Source organism: Streptomyces pseudovenezuelae, from assembly GCF_001513955.1.
Classification (GTDB): Bacteria; Actinomycetota; Actinomycetes; order Streptomycetales; family Streptomycetaceae; genus Streptomyces; species Streptomyces pseudovenezuelae.
In genome coordinates this window covers 262,001-282,244 of the sequence record NZ_KQ948149.1, presented here as the reverse complement: position 1 = coordinate 282,244, position 20,244 = coordinate 262,001, and the positions used below count along the sequence as shown (strand labels likewise).

The 20,244-nt window shown below is 70.9% G+C and carries 17 protein-coding genes; 10 read left to right on the top strand and 7 right to left on the bottom strand.

What is annotated here, in order from left to right:
• The first annotated feature begins 27 nt into the window (after nt 1-27).
• On the top strand, nt 28-1,422 hold the full coding sequence (locus AQI94_RS25565) for an FAD-dependent oxidoreductase (protein WP_031044903.1): 1,395 nt from the start codon (nt 28-30) through the stop codon (nt 1,420-1,422).
• A gap of 9 nt (nt 1,423-1,431) precedes the next feature.
• Here AQI94_RS25565 and AQI94_RS25560 read toward each other — a convergent pair whose 3' ends face one another.
• On the bottom strand, nt 1,432-1,758 hold the full coding sequence (locus tag AQI94_RS25560) for a hypothetical protein (RefSeq protein ID WP_031044898.1): 327 nt from the start codon (nt 1,756-1,758) through the stop codon (nt 1,432-1,434).
• A 135-nt stretch (nt 1,759-1,893) separates the two neighbouring features.
• On the opposite strand from AQI94_RS25560, the gene AQI94_RS25555 reads away from it, so the two are divergent.
• Nucleotides 1,894-2,721: a rhomboid family intramembrane serine protease gene (locus AQI94_RS25555; RefSeq protein ID WP_031044896.1), complete on the top strand. Its 828-nt coding sequence runs from the start codon at nt 1,894-1,896 to the stop codon at nt 2,719-2,721.
• A gap of 6 nt (nt 2,722-2,727) precedes the next feature.
• Here AQI94_RS25555 and hemE read toward each other — a convergent pair whose 3' ends face one another.
• Complete coding sequence (gene hemE, locus AQI94_RS25550) at nt 2,728-3,783, bottom strand: uroporphyrinogen decarboxylase (protein ID WP_031044893.1); 1,056 nt, start codon at nt 3,781-3,783, stop codon at nt 2,728-2,730.
• 116 nt (nt 3,784-3,899) lie between these two features.
• Here hemE and AQI94_RS25545 point away from each other — a divergent pair, with 116 nt between their 5' ends.
• The 3 genes from AQI94_RS25545 (at nt 3,900) to AQI94_RS25535 (ending at nt 6,870) form a co-directional block, all read left to right on the top strand.
• The gene (locus tag AQI94_RS25545) at nt 3,900-4,568 is read left to right on the top strand and encodes a DUF3000 domain-containing protein (RefSeq protein ID WP_078902720.1); all 669 of its coding nucleotides are present in this window, start codon (nt 3,900-3,902) and stop codon (nt 4,566-4,568) included.
• A gap of 224 nt (nt 4,569-4,792) precedes the next feature.
• Nucleotides 4,793-5,455 (top strand): helix-turn-helix transcriptional regulator, encoded by a 663-nt coding sequence (locus tag AQI94_RS25540; protein WP_031044887.1) that lies wholly within the window; start codon nt 4,793-4,795, stop codon nt 5,453-5,455.
• Nucleotides 5,456-5,589: 134 nt separating this feature from the next.
• Complete coding sequence (locus AQI94_RS25535; RefSeq protein ID WP_078902719.1) at nt 5,590-6,870, top strand: ribonuclease D; 1,281 nt, start codon at nt 5,590-5,592, stop codon at nt 6,868-6,870.
• A gap of 69 nt (nt 6,871-6,939) precedes the next feature.
• Here AQI94_RS25535 and AQI94_RS25530 read toward each other — a convergent pair whose 3' ends face one another.
• The 3 genes from AQI94_RS25530 to AQI94_RS25520 are packed head-to-tail and all read right to left on the bottom strand — an operon-like array spanning nt 6,940 to nt 10,021.
• A complete protein-coding gene (locus AQI94_RS25530) occupies nt 6,940-7,770 on the bottom strand; it encodes a carbohydrate ABC transporter permease (RefSeq protein WP_031044882.1) in 831 nt (276 codons plus the stop codon).
• Nucleotides 7,767-8,708, bottom strand: a complete 942-nt coding sequence (locus tag AQI94_RS25525) for a carbohydrate ABC transporter permease (protein WP_031044880.1) — start codon at nt 8,706-8,708, stop codon at nt 7,767-7,769. The genes AQI94_RS25530 and AQI94_RS25525 overlap by 4 nt, the downstream gene beginning before the upstream one ends.
• Nucleotides 8,708-10,021 carry an ABC transporter substrate-binding protein gene (locus tag AQI94_RS25520; protein WP_031044877.1) on the bottom strand — a complete coding sequence of 438 codons (1,314 nt, stop codon included), beginning with the start codon at nt 10,019-10,021 and terminating at the stop codon, nt 8,708-8,710. Before AQI94_RS25520 ends, AQI94_RS25525 begins: the two co-directional genes overlap by 1 nt.
• Nucleotides 10,022-10,175: 154 nt before the next feature.
• Between AQI94_RS25520 and AQI94_RS25515 the strand changes: the two genes are divergently transcribed.
• The 4 genes from AQI94_RS25515 (at nt 10,176) to AQI94_RS25500 (ending at nt 17,047) form a co-directional block, all read left to right on the top strand.
• A complete protein-coding gene (locus AQI94_RS25515) occupies nt 10,176-12,545 on the top strand; it encodes a glycoside hydrolase family 2 protein (protein ID WP_031044874.1) in 2,370 nt (789 codons plus the stop codon).
• Nucleotides 12,542-13,579: a LacI family DNA-binding transcriptional regulator gene (locus AQI94_RS25510; protein ID WP_031044873.1), complete on the top strand. Its 1,038-nt coding sequence runs from the start codon at nt 12,542-12,544 to the stop codon at nt 13,577-13,579. Before AQI94_RS25515 ends, AQI94_RS25510 begins: the two co-directional genes overlap by 4 nt.
• Nucleotides 13,580-13,697: 118 nt before the next feature.
• A complete protein-coding gene (locus AQI94_RS25505; protein ID WP_031044870.1) occupies nt 13,698-14,924 on the top strand; it encodes a thiolase family protein in 1,227 nt (408 codons plus the stop codon).
• Entirely contained in the window at nt 14,921-17,047 is a 2,127-nt protein-coding gene (locus tag AQI94_RS25500; RefSeq protein ID WP_031044867.1) for a 3-hydroxyacyl-CoA dehydrogenase NAD-binding domain-containing protein, read from the top strand. The genes AQI94_RS25505 and AQI94_RS25500 overlap by 4 nt, the downstream gene beginning before the upstream one ends.
• Before the next feature lie 76 nt (nt 17,048-17,123).
• Here the strand turns inward: AQI94_RS25500 and AQI94_RS25495 are convergent, their stop codons facing one another.
• Nucleotides 17,124-18,152: a hypothetical protein gene (locus AQI94_RS25495; RefSeq protein WP_078902718.1), complete on the bottom strand. Its 1,029-nt coding sequence runs from the start codon at nt 18,150-18,152 to the stop codon at nt 17,124-17,126.
• A 70-nt stretch (nt 18,153-18,222) separates the two neighbouring features.
• Here AQI94_RS25495 and AQI94_RS25490 point away from each other — a divergent pair, with 70 nt between their 5' ends.
• Nucleotides 18,223-18,588 (top strand): PIN domain-containing protein, encoded by a 366-nt coding sequence (locus AQI94_RS25490; RefSeq protein WP_031044863.1) that lies wholly within the window; start codon nt 18,223-18,225, stop codon nt 18,586-18,588.
• A 154-nt stretch (nt 18,589-18,742) separates the two neighbouring features.
• On the opposite strand, the gene AQI94_RS25485 is transcribed toward AQI94_RS25490, so the two are convergent.
• Nucleotides 18,743-20,173 carry an ArnT family glycosyltransferase gene (locus AQI94_RS25485; RefSeq protein ID WP_062229944.1) on the bottom strand — a complete coding sequence of 477 codons (1,431 nt, stop codon included), beginning with the start codon at nt 20,171-20,173 and terminating at the stop codon, nt 18,743-18,745.
• Nucleotides 20,174-20,244: the final 71 nt, after the last annotated feature.

Genomic DNA, 20,244 nt, shown 5'->3' with positions numbered 1-20,244 from the left:
AATGCCCCGCCCTCGTAGCGTGTTCGCATGAACATGAGCCGTACGCGGGACACGAGGGAACGTCTGGTGGTGATCGGCGGCGACGCCGCGGGGATGTCCGCGGCGTCGCAGGCCCGCCGGATGAGAGGCCCCGACGAGCTGGAGATCGTGGCGTTCGAGCGGGGTCACTTCACCTCCTACTCGGCGTGCGGGATCCCGTACTGGGTGGGCGGGGACGTCGCCGGGCCGGACGAGTTGATCGCCCGTACGCCCGAGGAGCACCGGGAGCGCGGCATCGACCTGCGCATGCGCACCGAGGTCACGGAGATCGACGTCGGCGGGCAGCGGGTACGCGCGCGTGAGCTCGATTCGGGGGCCGAGTCCTGGACCTCGTACGACAAGCTCGTGATCGCGACCGGCGCCCGCCCGATCCGCCCGGACATGCCGGGCGCCGACGCCCCCGGTGTGCACGGGGTGCAGACGCTCGACGACGGCCGGGCGCTCATCGAGACGCTGGCCCGCACGCGTGGCCGCAAGGCGGTGGTCGTCGGTGCCGGGTACATCGGCGTGGAGATGGCCGAGGCGCTGATCAACCGCGGCTACGAGGTGACGGTCGTCAACCGGGGCAGCGAGCCCATGTCGACGCTCGACCCGGACATGGGCCGCCTGGTGCACGAGGCCATGGAGGGCCTGGGCATCACCATGGTCAACGACACCGAGGTGGCCAAGGTGCTCACCGGCGAGGACGGCCGGGTGCGGGCGGTGGTCACGCAGGACGCGGAGTATCCGGCGGACGTGGTGGTGCTCGGTATCGGCGTGCGCCCGGAGACGACGCTCGCGAAGGCGGCCGGCCTGCCCCTGGGCGATCACGGCGGCCTGCTGACGGACCTCGCGATGCGGGTGCGCGGCCACGAGAACATCTGGGCGGGCGGTGACTGCGTGGAGGTCCTCGACCTGGTGTCGGGGCAGGAGCGGCACATCGCGCTCGGTACCCACGCCAACAAGCACGGCCAGGTCATCGGCACGGGCGTCGGCGGCGGCTACGCCACCTTCCCGGGGGTCGTCGGCACGGCCGTCAGCAAGGTCTGCGACCTGGAGATCGCCCGGACCGGGCTGCGCGAGAAGGACGCGCGGCGGGTGGGCCTGCAGTTCGTGTCGGTCACGATCGAGTCCACCAGCCGGGCCGGCTACTACCCGGGCGCCTCCCCCATGACGGTGAAGATGCTCGCCGAGCGCCGCACGGGGCGGCTGCTCGGCGTGCAGATCGTCGGGAGGGAGGGGGCGGGCAAGCGGGTCGACATCGCCGTGGTGGCCCTGACGGCGGGGATGACGGTGGAGCGGATGACGGCCCTGGACCTGGGGTACGCGCCGCCGTTCAGCCCGGTGTGGGACCCGGTGCTGGTGGCGGCCAGGAAGGCCGTCGCGAAGGTGCGGGGCTCCTGATCAATACACCTAGGCCGTTCCGTTGATCCGCTCGATGGCCTGGCGGGCCTGGTCGGCGGGCGGCCGGGGCGGCAGCGCCGAGACGGAGGCGCTGGTGCTTGCGGGCATCGCGGTGGGCTGCTCACCGGCCGGTTTCGCGTGCGCCGCGGACCGGGTGGACCGGAGCCGGTTGCTCACCGCCTCGTCGAGCGTCACCGGCCGCTGCATCTGGGACGCGAGCCGCCCGGCCTCCTGGCCCAGCCTGGCCACGTCCTCCCACGGCAGTCGCACCACCAGGGAGAGTTCGGCCTCACCGTCGGGAAGAGCGTGCATCGGCGGAGTAATACGGTCGTTCATCGCTGTTCCTCACGTCGTCCCCGCGGCCCGCCTTCCCCGTGCCGCGGGCGGTTGAGGAGACATACGCACGCGTGCGTGCGGGTGTTCACCGAGGCGCCACCGATTCGCCGGGCCCATCGCGGGCAGTACTTCCTTGTGGTCATCCCCGTCCATGACGTGAACCCTGTGCGCCGCACCCCCGTGGTGACGTATGCGCTCATCGCCGCGAACGTCCTCGTGTTCCTGTACACGCCCGGCCTGGCCGGCTCCGTGGCGGGCGACAGCAGCGTGTCGCAGCTGTGCCACCTCCAGGCGTTCCTGGACCACTGGGCGGCGATCCCGCAGGAGTTGATCCACCATCAGCTGCCGAAGCTCGTCCCCACGGGCGACGTCGGCACGAACGCGCAGGGCGCGACGGGCTGTGTGGTGGCCCCGCCTGACTACGACAAGTCCCCCGCGCTGTCGGTCCTGACGGCGATGTTCCTGCACGGCGGCTGGCTGCACCTGCTGGGCAACATGCTGTTCCTGCTGATCTTCGGCAACAACGTCGAGGACCGCATGGGCCATGTGCGCTTCGCGCTGTTCTACGTCGTCTGCGGCTACGCGGCGTCGTACGGCTTCGCGCTGCTCAACGCCGACTCGTCCGACCCGCTGATCGGCGCCTCGGGAGCCATCGCCGGCGTTCTGGGCGCCTATCTGGTGCTGTATCCGAAGGCCAGGGTGTGGGTCCTGGTGCCCTTCCTGGTCTTCCTGCCGCTGAGACTGCCCGCGTGGCTGGTGCTGGGCTTCTGGTTCGTGCTGCAGGCGTTCTACTCGTCCGGCGAGGGCGTCTCCGCGGCGGGCACGGTCGCGTACGCGGCGCACGTCGTCGGCTTCCTCGCCGGGATGCTGCTGGCCTGGCCGCTCAAGGCCGGCACTCCCCCGCCGCCGGAACCGCGCGGCCTGCTGTTCGGCAGGAAGGCGCGGCCCCGGCACTCGTGGTGAGGGGGCCTATCGAGCCGTCTGCGTGTGGACGTACTCGACGAGGTGGGTCAGCGCGTCCGGGTCGGTGGACGGCATGACGCCGTGGCCGAGGTTGAAGACGTGGCCCTCCAGCGCCTCGGCGGAGTCCAGGACCTCGCGGGTCTTGGCCTCGACGGCCTCCGTGGACGCGAACAGGACCGTCGGGTCGAGGTTGCCCTGGAGCGCCTTGCCGGGACCGACGCGGCGGGCGGCCTCGTCGAGCGGGACACGCCAGTCGACGCCGACGACGTCCGCGCCGGCCTCTCCCATCAGCTGCAGCAGCTCACCGGTGCCGACGCCGAAGTGGATGCGGGGGACTCCGTAGCCCTCGACCGCCTCGAAGACCTTCGCGGAGGCGGGCAGCACGGAGCGGCGGTAGTCGGCGGGGGCGAGGGCGCCGGCCCAGGAGTCGAAGAGCTGGACCGCGGAGGCGCCGGCCTCGATCTGGACCTTCAGGAAGGCGGCGGTGATCTCGGCGAGGCGGTCGAGGAGGTCGGCCCACAGCTCGGGGTCGCCGTACATCATCGACTTGGCGTTCTCGTACGTGCGGGACGGGCCGCCCTCGACGAGGTAACTCGCGAGGGTGAAAGGCGCGCCCGCGAAACCGATGAGGGGGGTCGGGCCGAGCTCGCGGGTCAGCAGGCCGATGGCCTCGGTGACGTAGGAGACGTCCTCGGGGGTGAGGTCGCGCAGCTGGGCCAGGTCGGCGCGGGTGCGGATCGGGCGCTCGACGACCGGCCCGACGCCGGGCTTGATGTCGAGGTCGATGCCGATGGCCTTGAGCGGGACGACGATGTCGCTGTAGTAGATCGCCGCGTCCACGCCGTGCCGGCGCACCGGCTGCAGCGTGATCTCGGCGACCAGTTCGGGCCGCGCGCAGGACTCGAGCATGGGGATGCCCTCGCGCACCTTGCGGTACTCGGGCAGCGAGCGCCCGGCCTGGCGCATGAACCACACGGGGGTGTGCGGCACGGGTTCGCGCCGGCAGGCCTTGAGGAAGGCGGATTCGTACGTGGCTGACGGCGGCGTCTGGTGTGCACTCACGTCGGAAAGTCTCGCACGGTGCGATGCGTGCCCGGTGCGCGGTGTCTGTGTGGGCATGGAGCCGAGTCAGGGTGTCTAGGCCCGCACCAGGCCCCGGTTCCCCTTAACCTTCCCGCATGGCTGCGGCACAGGGACGACTGTCGGACGACACGGGCGGAATGGACGACGCGAAGGGGAGTGACCGGGATGGGAGCGGTGCGGCTCCGCCGGCCTTCCAGGCCGCGGTTCAAGCCCTGCGCGGCAGTCGGCTGCGGCCGCAGATCGAGATCGAGGCGACCCGGGCCCCCCAGCGGCTCGCCCCGCACGCGTACGCGTTGGAGGCGGCGGTCGTCGACGGCGACCAGGATCTCGCCGACGGACGGCTCGTGCTGCTGCACGACCCGGACGGCCACGACGCCTGGCGGGGCACCTTCCGCCTGGTGACGCTGGTGCGCGCGGAGCTGGAGCCGGAGATGGCCGCCGACCCGCTGCTGCCCGAGGTGTGCTGGTCCTGGCTGACCGGCGCGCTCTCCGCGCGCGGGCTGTCGTACGGCGAACCGAGCGGCACCGTCACGCGCGCGAGTTCGCACTACTTCGGCGGTCTGTCCGAACGCCCCGCGGCCTCGCAGATCGAGATCCGGGCCTCCTGGACGCCCCGGGAGGGCCTGGGCGGGGTGCCGGACACGGCGGGGCACCTGGCCTCCTGGTGCGACCTGCTGGCCCAGGTCGCGGGCCTGCCGCCGGCCGGTCCCGGCGACGCGTCGGTGGTCACCCTGCCCCAGCGACGGGATCCGCAGGCGCGCTGACCGAACACGGCGGCCACCCACACGGAGCATCAATTTGTCGATACGGCCACTTTCAGTCAGGAGTGGGCCCTCGAACGAACCGATGTGTTCACCGAACGATCGACCGTACGTCCGAATTGCACTAATTGTTACTCACTAGATCGTGATCATTCTCTAAAGGACGCCGGGTTCGGTGCCGAAGACGTCTGTGACCTTCCAAGCCGTCCCGCACCCCAGGAGGCCCGGTGTCCGTTCTCCTCGAGCAGCCCGCAAGCCTGGTCGCCTACCGCCCGAACAAGCCCACCGCCATGGTGGTCGTGGCCGACCCGCGCGTCCGATCCACCGTCACCCGTCATCTCTGGGCGCTCGGTGTGCGCGATGTCATCGAGGCCTCTTCCGTGGCGGAGGCCCGTCCCCGTATCGGCAGTCCCAGAGACATCTGCGTCGCCGAGGTCCATCTCCCCGACGGCTCCGGCCTGACCCTGCTGTCGGAAACCCGCGCCGCGGGCTGGCCCAACGGGCTCGCCCTCTCCGCGGCCGACGACATCGGCGCCGTACGCAACGCCCTCGCGGGCGGAGTCAAGGGCTATGTCGTCACCGGCACCCGGACCAACCTCGGGCTCCCCACCCGACCGGGAGCCGCCCCCATCGGCGCCGCCGCCGCCCGTATGCACCGCCGCCCCCCGGGTGCCCCGAGCCACCCGGGCGGCTACCGCGAGCTCTCCGGCCGTGAGGTCGAGGTGCTGCGGCTGGTGGCCGAAGGGCAGTCCAACAAGGCGATCGGCGTCTCGATGGGCCTGTCCGCACTGACCGTCAAGAGCCACCTCGCCCGGATCGCCCGCAAGCTCGGCACGGGAGACCGCGCCGGCATGGTGGCGGTGGCTCTCCGTACCGGCATCATCCACTGAGGTTCTGTTCGCACCTCACTGTTCACGGACGTGAACCGAAGCTCTCGCCGAGCTGACTGGTTTACGACCCCCAGGCGCCTGCCGACGGAACGTTCCGTCGGCAGGCGCTGTCCATACACAGATACCCTTGACATGTGACCGACGCCCAAGAGACCGCAGCAGACATTTCACTGCGAACCACCGGAGGCGCCCCTCCGGACGATGGCGGATCTTCTGTCGCGGAGGCTCCGATCCCTCTGCTGGAGCCGCGCGAGGGCATTCCGCCCGTGATCGCCGACGAGGACGCGCTCGCCGGGATGATCGCCGCGTTCGCCGCCGGCTCCGGCCCCGTCGCCGTCGACGCCGAGCGGGCGTCCGGCTACCGCTACGGACAGCGCGCCTATCTCGTGCAGCTGCGCCGCGAGGGAGCGGGGACCGCCCTGATCGACCCCGTGGCCTGTCCCGACCTCTCCGGTCTCGGCGAGGCGCTCTCCGGGGTGGAGTGGGTGCTGCACGCCGCCACCCAGGATCTTCCGTGTCTGCGCGAGATAGGCATGATCCCCTCGCGCCTCTTCGACACCGAGCTGGCCGGGCGGATCGCCGGGTTCCCCCGGGTCGGGCTCGGCGCGATGGTCGAGGGAGTGCTCGGCTTCGTCCTGGAGAAGGGGCACTCGGCCGTCGACTGGTCGACCCGTCCGCTGCCCGAGCCATGGCTGCGCTACGCCGCCCTCGACGTGGAACTCCTCGTCGACCTGCGGGACGCGCTGGAGAAGGAGCTCGACCGGCAGGGGAAGCTGGAGTGGGCCCTTCAGGAGTTCGACGCGATCGCCTCCGCCCCGCCGGCCGAGCCGCGCAAGGACCCCTGGCGCCGGACCTCCGGGATGCACAAGGTACGGCGGCGCCGACAGCTGGCCGTCGTGCGCGAGCTGTGGGAGGCCCGGGACCGGATCGCCCAGCGCCGGGACGTGTCGCCGGGCAAGGTGCTGTCCGACGCGGCGATCGTCGAGGCCGCGCTGTCCCTGCCGGTCAACGTGCACGCGCTGGCCGCGCTGAACGGGTTCGGGCACCGGACGGGACGGCGGCAGCTGGAACAGTGGCAGGCCGCCGTCGACCGGGCCAGGGCCCTTCCCGAGGCCCAGCTGCCGCAGCCCGGGCAGTCGGTGACGGGACCGCCGCCGCCGCGCGCCTGGGCCGACAAGGATCCCGAGGCCGCGGCTCGGCTGTCCGCGGCTCGGGCGGCGGTGTCCGCGTTGGCCGAGACGCTGAACATGCCTCAGGAGAACCTGATCACTCCGGACACGGTGCGGCGGGTTTGCTGGGAGCCGCCGGGTGTGGTCAGTGCGGAGTCGGTGGGAGCGGCGTTGGCCGGGTACGGGGCTCGGGCGTGGCAGGTGGAGCAGGTCACGCCGGTGCTGGTCGCCGCGCTGTCCGCCTAGTCGCCGCGGGCTGCGTGCGGCACGGCGACTGCGGGTCGGTCGTCGTGACTGGTCGCGCCCTGGGGGGGGTCACCTGGTCGCGCCTCTCATGAAGCCGTTGTAGATGAAGCGCTGCAAGGACAGGAACACGATCAAGGTCGGAAGGATGACCAGGACCGCTCCCGCCGAGATCACCTCCCAGTGGGCCGCGTACGGGCCCTTGAAGCGGAACAGCGACGTCGAGATCACGCCAAGATCTTCCGAGGGCATGTAGAGGAAGGGAATGTAGAAGTCGTTGTAGACCGTGATGCCCTTCACGATCACCACGGTCGCCGTCGCCGGCTTCAGCAGCGGGAAAATGATCTTCCGGTAGATCGTGAAGGCGTTGGCGCCGTCCAGGCGGGCCGATTCGTCCAGGGAGATCGGGATCGAGCGGACGAACTGCAGGAAGATGTAGATCGAGACGATGTCCGTGCCCATGTAGAGGACGATCGGCGCCCACAGGGAGTCGAACATGCCGAAGCTGTTGACGATCTGGAAGGTCGCCACCTGGGTGGTGACGCCGGGGACCAGCGCGGCCGTCAGGAAGAGTGCCACCACCAGCTTCTTGAAGCGGAAGGTGAAGCGGTCGATGGCGTAGGCGGTCATCGAGCCGATGAGGACCGTGCCGCCCACCGACACCAGCAGGATGATCGCCGTGTTGGTGAAGGCGGAGAGCATCCCGCCGTCCTGGAAGGCCGCCACGTAGTTGTGGAGGTTCAGCGGGTCGTCCGGGAGGTCCAGGGCCCCGCTCGTGTTCGCCATCTCCTTCTCCGACTTGAGGGAGGTGAGCAGGACGACGACGAGCGGCAGCAGGACGACCGCGGTCGCGGCGACCAGCGACAGGTGGACCAGGGCGCGGGAGATCGTACGGCGGGTCATACGAGGTCCACCTTGTCGTCGGGGACCAGGCGGCGCTGCACCCAGGTCACCAGCAGGATGATCAGCAGGAGGACGACGGCGGCCGCCGAGGCCAGGCCCGTCTTGTTGAAGCGGAAGGCCAGGTTGACCGTCTGGATCACGAAGGTCTCGGTGCCGGTCGCGCCGCCGGTCATGATGTACGGGATCTCGAAGACCGAGAGCGAGCCGGAGATCGAGAGGATCACCGTCAGCGTCAGGACCGGTTTGATGCCCGGCGCGATGATGTAGCGGAACTGGTTCCAGCGGCCCGCGCCGTCCAGCTCCGCGGCCTCGTACAGCTCCCCCGGGATGGACTGGATCGCGCCCAGGAAGAGCACGAAGTTCAGGCCCAGGTAGCGCCAGACGGAGACGCCGGCCAGCGAGGTGTTCGCGGAGGCCGGGGTGCCGAGCCAGGCGTGGTCGGTGTGCACGCCGAACAGACTCAGCACCGAGTCGAGGGTGCCGCCGTCCTGGAAGAAGTAGAGGAACACGAACCCGATGGCGACCCCGTTGATCAGGTACGGGAAGAAGAGCACGCCCTTGAAGAAGTTCCGGAAGCGGACGTCGAAGCTCAGGACCGTGGCGAAGTAGAGCGCGAGGACGATCTGGACCGCGGAGGCCGCGAGGTAGTAGCCGCTGACCCAGAAGACCTCGAAGAGGTCGGGGCGGGTGAAGACCTCCTGGTAGTTCTCGGCGCCCGTGTAGTGCAGCACCGGGCTGACGCCGTCCCAGTCGGTGAAGCTGTACGCGAGCATGTTGACGATCGGCGCGTAGGTGAAGGTGATCAGCAGGGCGAGCGGGGCGATCAGGAACAGCCAGGGGGTGACGCCCCGCCACGTACGGGTCCGGCGCGAGGCGGGCGCCGGGACGGGGGCGGCCGGGGTCACCTCCACGGCCGCCTTCTGTGTGGTGTCCGTCATCAGGACCCCAGGTTCTTCTGGGCTTCCGTCCAGCGCTTGCCGAGGTCGTCGAGGAAGCCTTCGAGGTTGCCCTTGCGGGCTCCGCGGGCGAGGTCGACGAGGTTCTGGCGGTACTCGGGGGCGTAGATGCCCACCTCCGAGTCGCTGTCGATCTGCTTGACCCGGGCGCCCTTGGCGTCGTCGACCTCGATGAGCTTCACGCCCTGCTCCTCGTACGGCTTGAGGACCTCGGGCATGGCGGCGTTCTTCAGCGGTGAGATCGCCAGGTTGTCCTGCCCGTACGTCGACTTGTCGGTGAACCAGTCGATCCAGGCGCGGGCGGCCTCCTTGTACTGGGAGTGGACGTTGACGGCCTGGTTGTAGTCGGGGGCGACGGTCGCGCAGAACTTGCCGTCCGTCTGGGACGGGAAGGGCATGAAGCCGATGTCGTCCGGGTTCACGCCGGCCTTCTTGGCCGCGTCCCGGAACTGCACGATCGCCCAGGTGCCGAGCCACTGCGTGGCGATCTCGCCCTTGGCGGTACGGGGCTTGGACTCCTCCCAGTTGCTGGTCGTGGGGTCCTTCTCGACCAGGCCGGCCTTCACGATGTCGTGGAGCAGGGTGTCGCCGACGCGCAGGTCGGCGCCGTTCGCCCACGGGTCGCCCTCGGCCAGCTTCGTGGTGGCCTGCGGGTCGCAGTGGACGGCGCCGTCGACGTACGTCCACGAGGTGAGCGTCCAGCCGGCCGCGAAGTTCGTGTAGTACGGGATCGCGTCGGTCCTCGCCTTGATGGCCTTGAGGTCGGCGATGAACTCGGCCGGGGTGGTGGGCCATTCGGTGACCCCGGCCTCCTTCCAGATCCGCTTGTTGTAGACGAACCCCGGGGCCACGCCGATCGGGCTCTGGCCGTAGACCTTGCCGTCGACGGTGGTGTAGTCGGTGAACCGGTACTTCTTGCCGCGCTCGGCCGCGGTACCCAGCGAGGCGAAGAACCGGGGGTAGTCGGCCTTCTTGATGACCGCGGGGATCAGCAGGACGTCACCGTAGTTCTCGGTGTTCATCCGGATCTTGACCTCGGCCTCGTAGTTCGTGAGGGCCTCGAACTCGACCTTGACCTTGGGATAGGTCTTGTTGAACTCGGCGGCGTACTTCTTCATCGTGCCGTCCTGCACGAGGTCGGTGCGGACGGTGAGGACCTTGATGGTCCCGGTGACCTTCGACGGGTCGTCAGGAGCCTTGGCGTCGGCCCCCTTCGACGAGCCTCCGGTGCCGGTGCACCCCGGGATCAGCAGGGCGGCTCCCACGGTCAGGGCCAGGACTGTACGGCGGTTCATGTGCATCAGCTCCGTTCACGGGACGGACGAGCACGAGCGGGTTGGCTGGTTCGGTACTCTGACAACGTTTTCTTAACCGGTAAAGTCCCTATCGCGCCAACGATGCCGAAAAGCTTTCGAAACACTGGACTTGATCGGTTTAGGGAGTGCGTACATGCTTCAGGCCACACCGCTCACCGACGGATGGATCCTGCGGCACGAGGGGGGCGCGCTGCCGGCCGTGGTGCCGGGCTGTGTGCACACCGACCTGCTGGCGGCGGGGCTGATCCCGGATCCCTTCCTCGGGCGCAACGAGAGCGACCTCGCGTGGGTGGGGCGGCGGGAGTGGACCTACGAGAGAGACCTCGCGCCCGTGAACGGGCATGAGCAGACCGACCTCGTCTTCGACGGTCTGGACACCGTGGCCGAGGTCCTGCTCGACGGCCGGCTCCTGGGCCGGACAAGGAACATGCACCGCTCGTACCGCTTCGACGTGACCGGGATGTCCGGGCGGCTCACGGTGCGGTTCGTGTCCGCGTACGCCGAGGCCGAGGCGGTGCGGGGGAAGCTGGGCGAGCGGCCCGCCGCGTATGCCGAGCCGTACCAGTACCTCCGCAAGATGGCCTGCTCGTTCGGCTGGGACTGGGGGCCCACGCTGGTGACGGCCGGGATCTGGCGGCCGGTCCGTCTGGAGCGGTGGTCGACGGCCCGGATCGCCTGGGTGCGGCCGCTGGTGACCGTCGAACAGGGCGTGGGCGTCGTCGAGTTGGCGGTCGAGGTGGAGCGGGCCAGGGTCGAGGCGCCGCTGACGGTGGAGGCCACCGTGGGCGGAGTGCGGGTGCGCGCCGCGCTCGACGGCACCTCGGGGACGGTACGGCTGCGGGTGCCGGACGTGCGGCTGTGGTGGCCGCGCGGGTACGGCGAACAGCCGCTGTACGAGGTGGAGTTGACGCTGCTGCACGAGGACCGCCCGCTGGACGTGTGGCGGCGCAGGGTGGGGTTCAGGACCGTCGAGCTGGACCGGTCGGCCGATGAGCACGGCTCGGGGTTCACGTTCGTCCTCAACGGCGAACGGCTCTTCGCGCGGGGCGTGAACTGGATCCCGGACGATGTGTTCCCCTCCCGGATCACCCGTGAGCGGTACCGGGAGCGGCTCGGGCAGGCGGCCGAGGCCGGCGTCGACCTCGTACGGATCTGGGGCGGGGGAATCTACGAGAGCGAGGACTTCTACGACGCCTGCGACGAGTTGGGGCTGCTGGTCTGGCAGGACTTCCCGTTCGCGTGCGCGGCCTATCCGGAGGAGCAGCCCCTCAGGGGCGAGGTGGAGGCGGAGGCCCGGGAGAACGTCGTACGGCTGATGCCGCATCCCTCGCTCGTGCTGTGGAACGGCAACAACGAGAACCTGTGGGGTTTCCGGGACTGGGACTGGGAGGCGCGGCTGGCCGGGGACTCCTGGGGCGAGGGGTACTACCTGGGCGTACTGCCGCGGGTGGTGGCCGAGTCGGACCCCACGAGGCCGTACACGGCGGGCAGTCCCTGGTCCGGGTCGTGGGCGCATCACCCGAACGACCCGGCGCACGGGACGCACCACTCGTGGGAGGTGTGGAACCGTCTCGACTACGCCGGGTACCGCGACGACGTCCCGCGGTTCGTGGCCGAGTTCGGCTGGCAGGCACCGCCCGCGTACGCCACGCTCGCGCGTGCGCTGCCCGGGGAGGAACTCGCGGCGGACTCGCCCGGGGTGCTGCACCACCAGAAGGCGGACGACGGGAACGGCAAGCTGCGGCGGGGCCTGGAACGTCATTTCGCCTTTCCCGAGGGGGACTTCGACCGCTGGCACTACCTCATGCAGGTCAACCAGGCGCGGGCGGTGGCCGCCGGGATCGAGCACTGGCGCTCGCGCTGGCCGGTGTGCGCGGGGACGGTGCTGTGGCAGCTCAACGACTGCTGGCCGGTGACGAGTTGGGCGGCGGTGGACGGGGACGGGCGGGAGAAGCCGCTGTACCACGAGCTGCGGCGGCTGTACGCGGACCGGTTGCTGACGGTTCAGGAGCGTGCGCAGGGGCTGGTGCTGGCGGCCGTCAACCAGGCGGGTGACCCGTGGGCCGGGGTGCTGCGGCTGCGGCGGATGTCGGTGGACGGCGAGGTGCTCGGCGAGACCGGGGTGGACTTCGGCACCGAGAGGCGCGCGGTGGCCCACGTCGACGTACCGAGGGAGCTGGAGCCGGTCGGGCCCAAGGAGTTCCTCGTCGTGGACGTCGACGGCCTGCGCGCCCTGCACTTTCCCGCACCCGATCGTGAAATCCCGTACCCCCGAGCGGAGTTCGACGTCACCGTGGCGCCGGGTGCCGTCACCGTGACGGCTCGCACCCTCGTACGGGATCTGCTGTTGCAGGCCGACCGTCTGCACCCGGACGCGAGGGCGGATCGCGGGCTCCTCACCCTGCTGCCCGGGGAGCGGGTGACCATCGGGGTGCGGGGCTGGGAGACTCCTGACGCGGACGCCGCCCGGTCCGCCCTGTACTTCCTGGAGCCCAGCCGATGACAGCCCAGCCGGCCCCCCGCGTCACCATCAAGGACGTCGCCGCGCGCGCCGGGGTGTCCAAGGGGGCCGTGTCGCTCGCCTTCAACCACAAGCCGGGGCTGTCGGAGACGACCCGGGACCGGATCTTCCGGGCCGCGCGGGAACTGGGCTGGGCGCCGAACCTCACGGCACGGACCCTGGCCGGGTCGCGGGTGGACGTGGTGGGGCTCGCGATCTGCCGGCCGGCCCGGCTGCTGGGGCTCGAACCCTTCTACATGGAGTTCGTCTCGGGCGTGGAGAGCGTGCTGATCGAGCGCAGCTGCTCGCTGCTGCTGCGGCTCGTGCGGAACGTGGAGGAGGAGGTCGGGCTCCAGGAGTCGTGGTGGCGGGGCCGGCAGGTCGGGGGCTCGATCCTGGTCGACTTCCGGGCCGACGATCCGCGCGTCGCGGCGGCCGAGCGGCTGGGGCTGCCGGTGGTGGCCGTGGGGCATCCGTCCTTCACCGGCGGCCTGCCCTCCGTGTGGACCGACGACGCCACCGCCGTGACGGAGGCCGTGCGGTACCTGGCGGCGCTGGGACACCGGCGGATCGCCCGGGTGGGGGGTGCGGCGGCGCTCGGGCACACCGCGATGCGGACGGCCGCGTTCGACGACGCGGCGCGGGCGCTCGGTCTCGCGGGGGCCTGGCAGGTGACCACCGACTACTCGGGAGAGGCCGGGGGGCGGGCCACCCGGTCCCTGCTGACCGCCCCGCCGAGCGACCGGCCGACCGCGATCGTCTACGACAACGACATCATGGCGGTGGCCGGGCTGTCGGTCGCGGCGGAGATGGGGCTGCACGTCCCGCGCGATGTCTCGCTGCTCGCCTGGGACGACTCGCAGCTGTGCCGGCTCACCCACCCCACGCTCTCCGCGATGAGCCATGACGTGCACGGATTCGGCGCCGAAGCGGCTCGTACGCTGTTCGGAGTAATCACCGGGGAGGGCCCGGGGTCGCACCCCGTGCCCACTCCGGTGCTGACACCCAGGGGCTCCACGGCGCCTCCCGCGATGTGACCTTCGCCGCTCCCGCCTCCAGGGGTGTGCAGTCACGTTACTCATAAGTAGCATGGGTTCTGAGCGCGCGCTCAGCGCATCGCAGCAGTGCAGATCCCGCATCTGGAGGAGAGCCATCGTGCCTCGTACCGTCAGGGACGTCGTCTTCGTCGACGGCGTCCGCACCCCGTTCGGCAAGGCGGGCCCGAAGGGCATCTACCACGAGACCCGCGCCGACGACCTCGTCGTGAAGGCGATCCGGGAGCTGCTGCGCCGCAACCCGGGTCTGGACCCGAAGAAGATCGACGAGGTCGCCATCGCCGCGACCACGCAGATCGGTGACCAGGGGCTCACCATCGGCCGTACGGCCGGGATCCTCGCCGGTCTCCCGCAGTCCGTCCCGGGCTACTCCATCGACCGCATGTGCGCCGGCGCGCTGACCGCCGTCACCTCGGTGGCCGGTTCGGTCGCCTTCGGTGCCTACGACATCGCCGTCGCCGGTGGTGTCGAGCACATGGGCCGCCACCCCATGGGCGAGGGCGTGGACCCGAACCCGCGGTTCGTGAGCGAGAAGCTCGTCGACGAGTCCGCCCTGTTCATGGGCATGACCGCCGAGAACCTGCACGACCGGTACCCGACGATCACCAAGCAGCGCGCCGACGAGTACGCCGTGCGCTCCCAGGAGAAGGCCGCCAAGGCGTACGCCAACGGCAAGATCCAGGCCGACCTGGTCCCGATCTCGGTGCGCCGCACCAACCCGGAGGCCGGTGAGACGGGCTGGGGCCTGGTCACCGCCGACGAGCCGATGCGCCCGGGCACCACGCTGGAGAACCTCTCCGGCCTCAAGACCCCGTTCCGCGTGCACGGCCGGGTCACCGCCGGTAACGCGGCCGGTCTGAACGACGGCGCCACCGCCTCGCTGATCGCCTCCGAGGACTTCGCGCGGGAGAACGACCTCCCCGTCAAGATGCGACTGGTCTCCTACTCCTTCGCGGGCGTGGAGCCGGAGGTCATGGGCTACGGCCCGATCCCGGCCACCGAGAAGGCGCTCGCGCAGGCGGGTCTGTCGATCTCCGACATCGGCCTGTTCGAGGTCAACGAGGCCTTCGCGGTCCAGGTCCTGGCGTTCCTGGAGCACTACGGCATCGCGGACGACGACGAGCGCGTCAACCAGTACGGCGGCGCCATCGCCTTCGGCCACCCGCTGGCCTCCTCGGGTGTGCGTCTGATGACGCAGCTGGCCCGTCAGTTCGAGGAGCAGCCCGAGGTCCGCTACGGCCTGACCACCATGTGCGTCGGCTTCGGCATGGGCGCGACGGTCATCTGGGAGAACCCGAACCACAAGGACGCCGGAGGCAGCAAGTGAGCACCACGGAGCTTTTGAAGGGTGCGGCCGAGCTGTTCCCGGACGAGGTCGTCACCCAGGCGCACGTACGTCACCTGGACCTGCCGTTCAACGCGGGCCGTTTCGCGCTCATCACGCTGGACAACGGCTTCGACCACACCAAGCCGACCACCTTCGGCCCGGCCTCGCTGGCGAACCTGAACACCGCCATCGACCAGGTCGAGAAGGAGGCGTCGGCCGGCGAGATCGTCGGTGTGGGCATCACCGGCAAGCCGTTCATCTTCGCCGTCGGCGCCGACCTCAAGGGCGTCGAGCTGCTCAAGGAGCACAAGGACGCGCTGGCCATCGGCAAGGGCGGCCACGAGGTCTTCAAGCGTCTCGCGGGCATCGCGGTGCCGACCTTCGCGTACTACAACGGCGCGGCGATGGGCGGTGGCGTCGAGGTCGGTCTGCACTGCCAGTACCGCACGGTCTCCGCGGCCCTGCCCGCCTTCTCGCTCCCCGAGGTCTTCCTCGGTCTGGTCCCCGGCTGGGGCGGCTGCACGCTGCTGCCGAACCTGATCGGCGCCGAGAAGGCCGTCTCGGTCATCATCGAGAACAGCCTCAACCAGAACAAGCAGCTCAAGGGCGCCCAGGTCTACGAACTGGGCATCGCCGACGCGCTGTTCGAGGGCGCGGACTTCCTGGAGCAGTCCCTGCTGTGGACGGCGTCCGTCCTCAAGGGCGAGATCGTCATCGAGCGCCCGGCGATCGACCGCGGTGAGGCCTGGGACCAGGCCGTCGCCAAGGGCCGCTTCGTCGCGGACTCCAAGGTGCACGGGGCCGCTCCGGCCGCCTACCGCGCCCTGGACATCATCGAGGCCGCCAAGAACGGCGACCTCCAGCAGGGCTACGACGCCGAGGACCAGGCCCTCGCCGACCTGATCATGGGTGGCGAACTGCGCTCCGGCATCTACGCGTTCAACCTGGTGCAGAAGCGCGGCAAGCGTCCCGCGGGCGCCCCGGACAAGAACCTGGCCCGTCCGGTCACCAAGGTCGGTGTCGTCGGCGCCGGTCTGATGGCCTCCCAGCTCGCGCTGCTCTTCCTGCGCCGCCTGGAGGTCCCGGTCGTCCTCACGGACATCGACCAGGAGCGCGTCGACAAGGGTGTGGGCTACGTCCACGCCGAGATCGAGAAGCTGCTCGGCAAGGGCCGTATCAACCAGGACAAGGCCAACCGCCTCAAGGCCCTGGTCACCGGTGTGCTGGACAAGGCGGAGGGCTTCTCCGACGCGGACTTCATCATCGAGGCCGTGTTCGAGGAGATCGGCGTCAAGCAGCAGGTGTTCGCGGAGGTCGAGGCGGTCGCCCCGGCGCACGCGATCCTCGCCACCAACACCTCCTCGCTCTCCGTCTCGGAGATGGCGTCGAAGCTGAAGAACCCCGAGCGGGTCGTCGGCTTCCACTTCTTCAACCCGGTCGCGATCCTGCCGCTGCTGGAGATCGTCCGCGGCGAGCAGACCGACGACGCCTCGCTCGCGACCGCCTTCGCGGTGGCCAAGAAGCTGAAGAAGACCGCGGTGCTCGTGAAGGACGCCCCGGCGTTCGTCGTGAACCGCATCCTCACCCGCTTCATGGGCGAGATCCAGAACGTCATCGACGAGGGCACCCCGGTGGCCGTGGCGGAGAAGGCGGTGGAGCCCCTGGGCCTGCCGATGTCCCCGCTGGTCCTCCTGGAGCTGGTCGGTCCCGCGATCGGTCTGCACGTCTCGGAGACCCTCAACCGGGCCTTCCCGGACCGCTTCACGGTCTCCCCGAACCTCGCGGCCGTCGTCAAGGCGGGCAAGCGCGGCTTCTACGTCTACGACTCCGGCAAGCCGGAGCTGGACCCCGAGGTCGCCGCGCTCCTCAAGCAGGGCGATGTCGTCCTGTCCGAGGAGCAGGTCCGTGACCGCGTCCTGGACGCCGTCGCCCAGGAGATCGGGCTCATGCTCGACGAGGGTGTCGTCGCCGAGGCCCAGGACATCGACCTCTGCCTGATCACGGGCGCCGGCTGGCCCTTCCACCTGGGCGGCATCACGCCTTACCTGGACCGCGAGGGTGTCTCCGAGCGCGTGAACGGCAAGAAGTTCCTGGCTCCGGGCCTGGCGTCGGTTCCGGCGTAACCCCCCGGCAGGTGACGAGGGCCTCCGCTGCGGCGGGGGCCCTCCGTCGTTCACCGTGGACCGGACGGGTGGGCGCTCAGACCTCCCGCCAGGCCGCCAGGGCCAGTCCCGGCTCGTCCTTCTGCCGGGCGACCCTCAGCTCCCCGTCGGGGGTCACCGTCGCGGCGACGACACGGCCGTCCGCGTCCTCGGCGAGGGCGACGGCCGTGTCCGCCGGCAGCTGCGGTCCGGACTCCGTCCACCACAGGCCCGCCGACTCCTGCTCCGCCGGACAGGCGGCGAAGGCGACCCGGCCGGACGCCGAACGCTGGGCGAGCAGCGTGCAGTCGTGGCCCTCCAGGGTGCAGCGCAGCAGGGCCGCGGGGCCGGGCCCGGCCGCCGCCAGCAAAGGGGTGGGCTCGGTGTCCGGACGCCAGGCATAGAGCATGCCCTCGGGGTCCGCGAAGAACAGGGTGATGTGTTCCTTGGAGGTGGGCAGCGCGCTGAGCGTGCCCGGCTCGACGGGCACCGGCAGCGGGTCGGCCGGGACGGGAGGCACGCCCGCCTCCGTCTGGAGCCAGCGCAGAACGCCGTCGGCATCGGTACCGAACAGCTCGATGCGGCCCGACTCCCCTGTCACCGCCGTCAGTTGCTCGTGCACGCCGGTCCCGCCGAGGTCGGCCCAGGCGTTCCAGCCGCCGCGCTCCTTCTGGATGAGCGCGCGCACGCTGTCACCACGGTCGCGGACGAAGACATGGGCCCGGCCCTCCGCGTCGACGGCCACGGCGGGTGGGCCGGTGCGCGCGCCGGCCTTGTCCGGGTGGCCGACCGGGGCCCAGTCGAGGGCGGCGAGATGGGCGCGGAAGTGCGTGGAGTGCACCAGGCCGGCCTCCTGGGCCTTGGTGGGCCGCCAGGAGACGAGGTGTGCGTAGCCGTCGGCGCCGTGTCCCACCCCGAGTCCGGGGTGCAGACGCTGGTCACCGCCGACCTTGCGCCAGGGCAGCCAGGTGTCGCCGCCAGGGCGGCGCTCCGCCCGGCACCACACGGCGTCGTCGCGAGTGGCGTAGACGCCGAGTCGGCCGTCGCGGGCGCGGATGAGCCAGTCGCCGTTCACTGTACGGACCATTGACACGGGTCCACTTTAATCTGGCGGTCAACGCCGTCCTCGGGTGGGCCGGGCGTGGGACGCTGAGGGCATGAGTGACGTGCTCTTGGTCGTCGTGGATGCCGCGAACGTCGTCGGCTCGGTGCCGGACGGGTGGTGGCGGGACCGACGGGGAGCGGCGGAGCGGCTGCGGGACCGACTGGCCGCGGACGGCGTGCCGGGGCGGGACGACCCTGTGGAGATCGTGCTGGTGGTGGAGGGGGCGGCGCGAGGGGTGTCCTCCGTGCCGGGGGTGCGGGTGGAGTCGGCTCCGGGGAGCGGGGACGACCACATGGTGGAGCTGGTCGCGGGGGCGGGTGAGCGGCCGGTGCTGGTGGTGACCGCGGATCGCGAACTTCGGCGCAGAGTCGGGGAGTTGGGGGCGGAGGTGGCGGGGCCTCGCACGGTTCGTCCGTGAGATGTGCTGCCGCCTGCCGGTGAGCGCCTACGGGTTCGTCGTGGCTGGTCGCCAAGCGGGTGGGTGCATCCCAGGCGGGCCTCAACTGCACCCACCCAGGGGCGCGGGGAACTGCGCGACCAGCCCCCACCGGCCCGCGCCCGACAACGCACCCCTACCCCCGCCGCACGTACAGCACAGCCCCATCCACCGTCCCCACCGCCTCGTACCCCGCCGAAAGCAACCGCCGTAGGCCCCGCACCCGTTCCGGCCCGTACGGCTTGCCCCGGGAGTCGTCCACCACCAGTGCCGCCGAGACCGCCTCCCGCCGGAACACCGTCCAGGCACCCCGTACCGCGTACCTCTCCCCCACCCGCCCCCCGTCCCGGCCCCCGCTGTAGTTCGTGAGGAGACCCGCCGTCAGATAGCGGGTCGCCGGCGCGCGGTCGGCGAGCCAGTACGTCTCCGGGTGTATCCCCCAGACCAGTACCGCATCGCCCGGCGCCGTGCGGGACGACACGGCCTGCGCGACCCGGCGGGCGTGATCGAGGTCCGTTCGCGGGGCCAGCACACCCCACGTCAGGAACAGCACGCACGCGCAGGCCGACGTGAACACCGCCGTGACCGTGCGGTCGTACGGCAGCACGCGGAGCGCCGCCGTGGCCAGGAGCGCGACCGGCGGCAGGAGGGGGAGGTAGTAGTGGCCGAAGAAGTGCAGGCCGAGCAGGACCCCTCCCGCCGATGCGAGCAGCCACAGCCACAGGTCGGCCGTCGGTGCGCGCCGGGCCCTGGCGACCGGGGCGATCAGGCCCGCGCAGGCCACCGACACGATCGCGGTGTTGACCGATCCCCTTGCCAGCACGTGGAGTTCGGAGCCGGTCAGGGTCGCGTACGCGCCCGAGCCCGTCACCGTCCAGAACACGAAGCCGACCGGATCCGTGGCCAGCGCGGCGCCCAGCACCGGCAGCACCGCCCCCGCGACCAGCCGCCCGAGGCCGCCACGCCGGGCGCCCGAGGCGACGTACAGCCACAGCACCGGCAGCAGCACCGCCCCGCCCGTCTGCTTGGTGAGGAAGGCGCACGCGACCGCCGTGCCCGCCGCGCCCCAGCGCCGTCGGTCCGCGCACCACATCGCCGCCGCCGTGCAGGGCAGCACGAAGGCCTCGAAGGTCGCGGCCTGCGCGTCCTCGGGGTTCAGGCCCACGGAGATCAGCAGATACAGCACACCGGCGGTGGTGCCGGACCGGTCGCCCCAGCGGTGGCGGGCCAGGGAGGCCAGCAGGGCCGCGGTGAGGAGGTGGGCCAGGAGGGCCAGGACCCGCACGCCGGCCAGCGTGCCGGAGCCGGTCACCGCGAACGTGGCCTCGTACAGCCACGGTACGAGCGGCGGCTTGCGGTCGACGACCGTCTCGTAGAGCTCGCCGCCCTGCGCCAGCAGCCGTGCCTGCACGGCGAGATAACCCTCGTCCGGGTTCCACAGGGGGCGGGTGAAGGACGGGATCCGCGTCACGCAGGCCAGGGCCGCGAGCGGGGGCAGCAGCCGGCTCCAGTACGCCGTACGGGAACCGGGTACGGAGGGTGACGGGAGCAGCAGCTCTGCGGGCATGAGCGGCACGCTATCCGGCCCCGTATCTCCCGGGTGAGCAGGACATACGGGGCCGGAGAGGTGGAACGTTT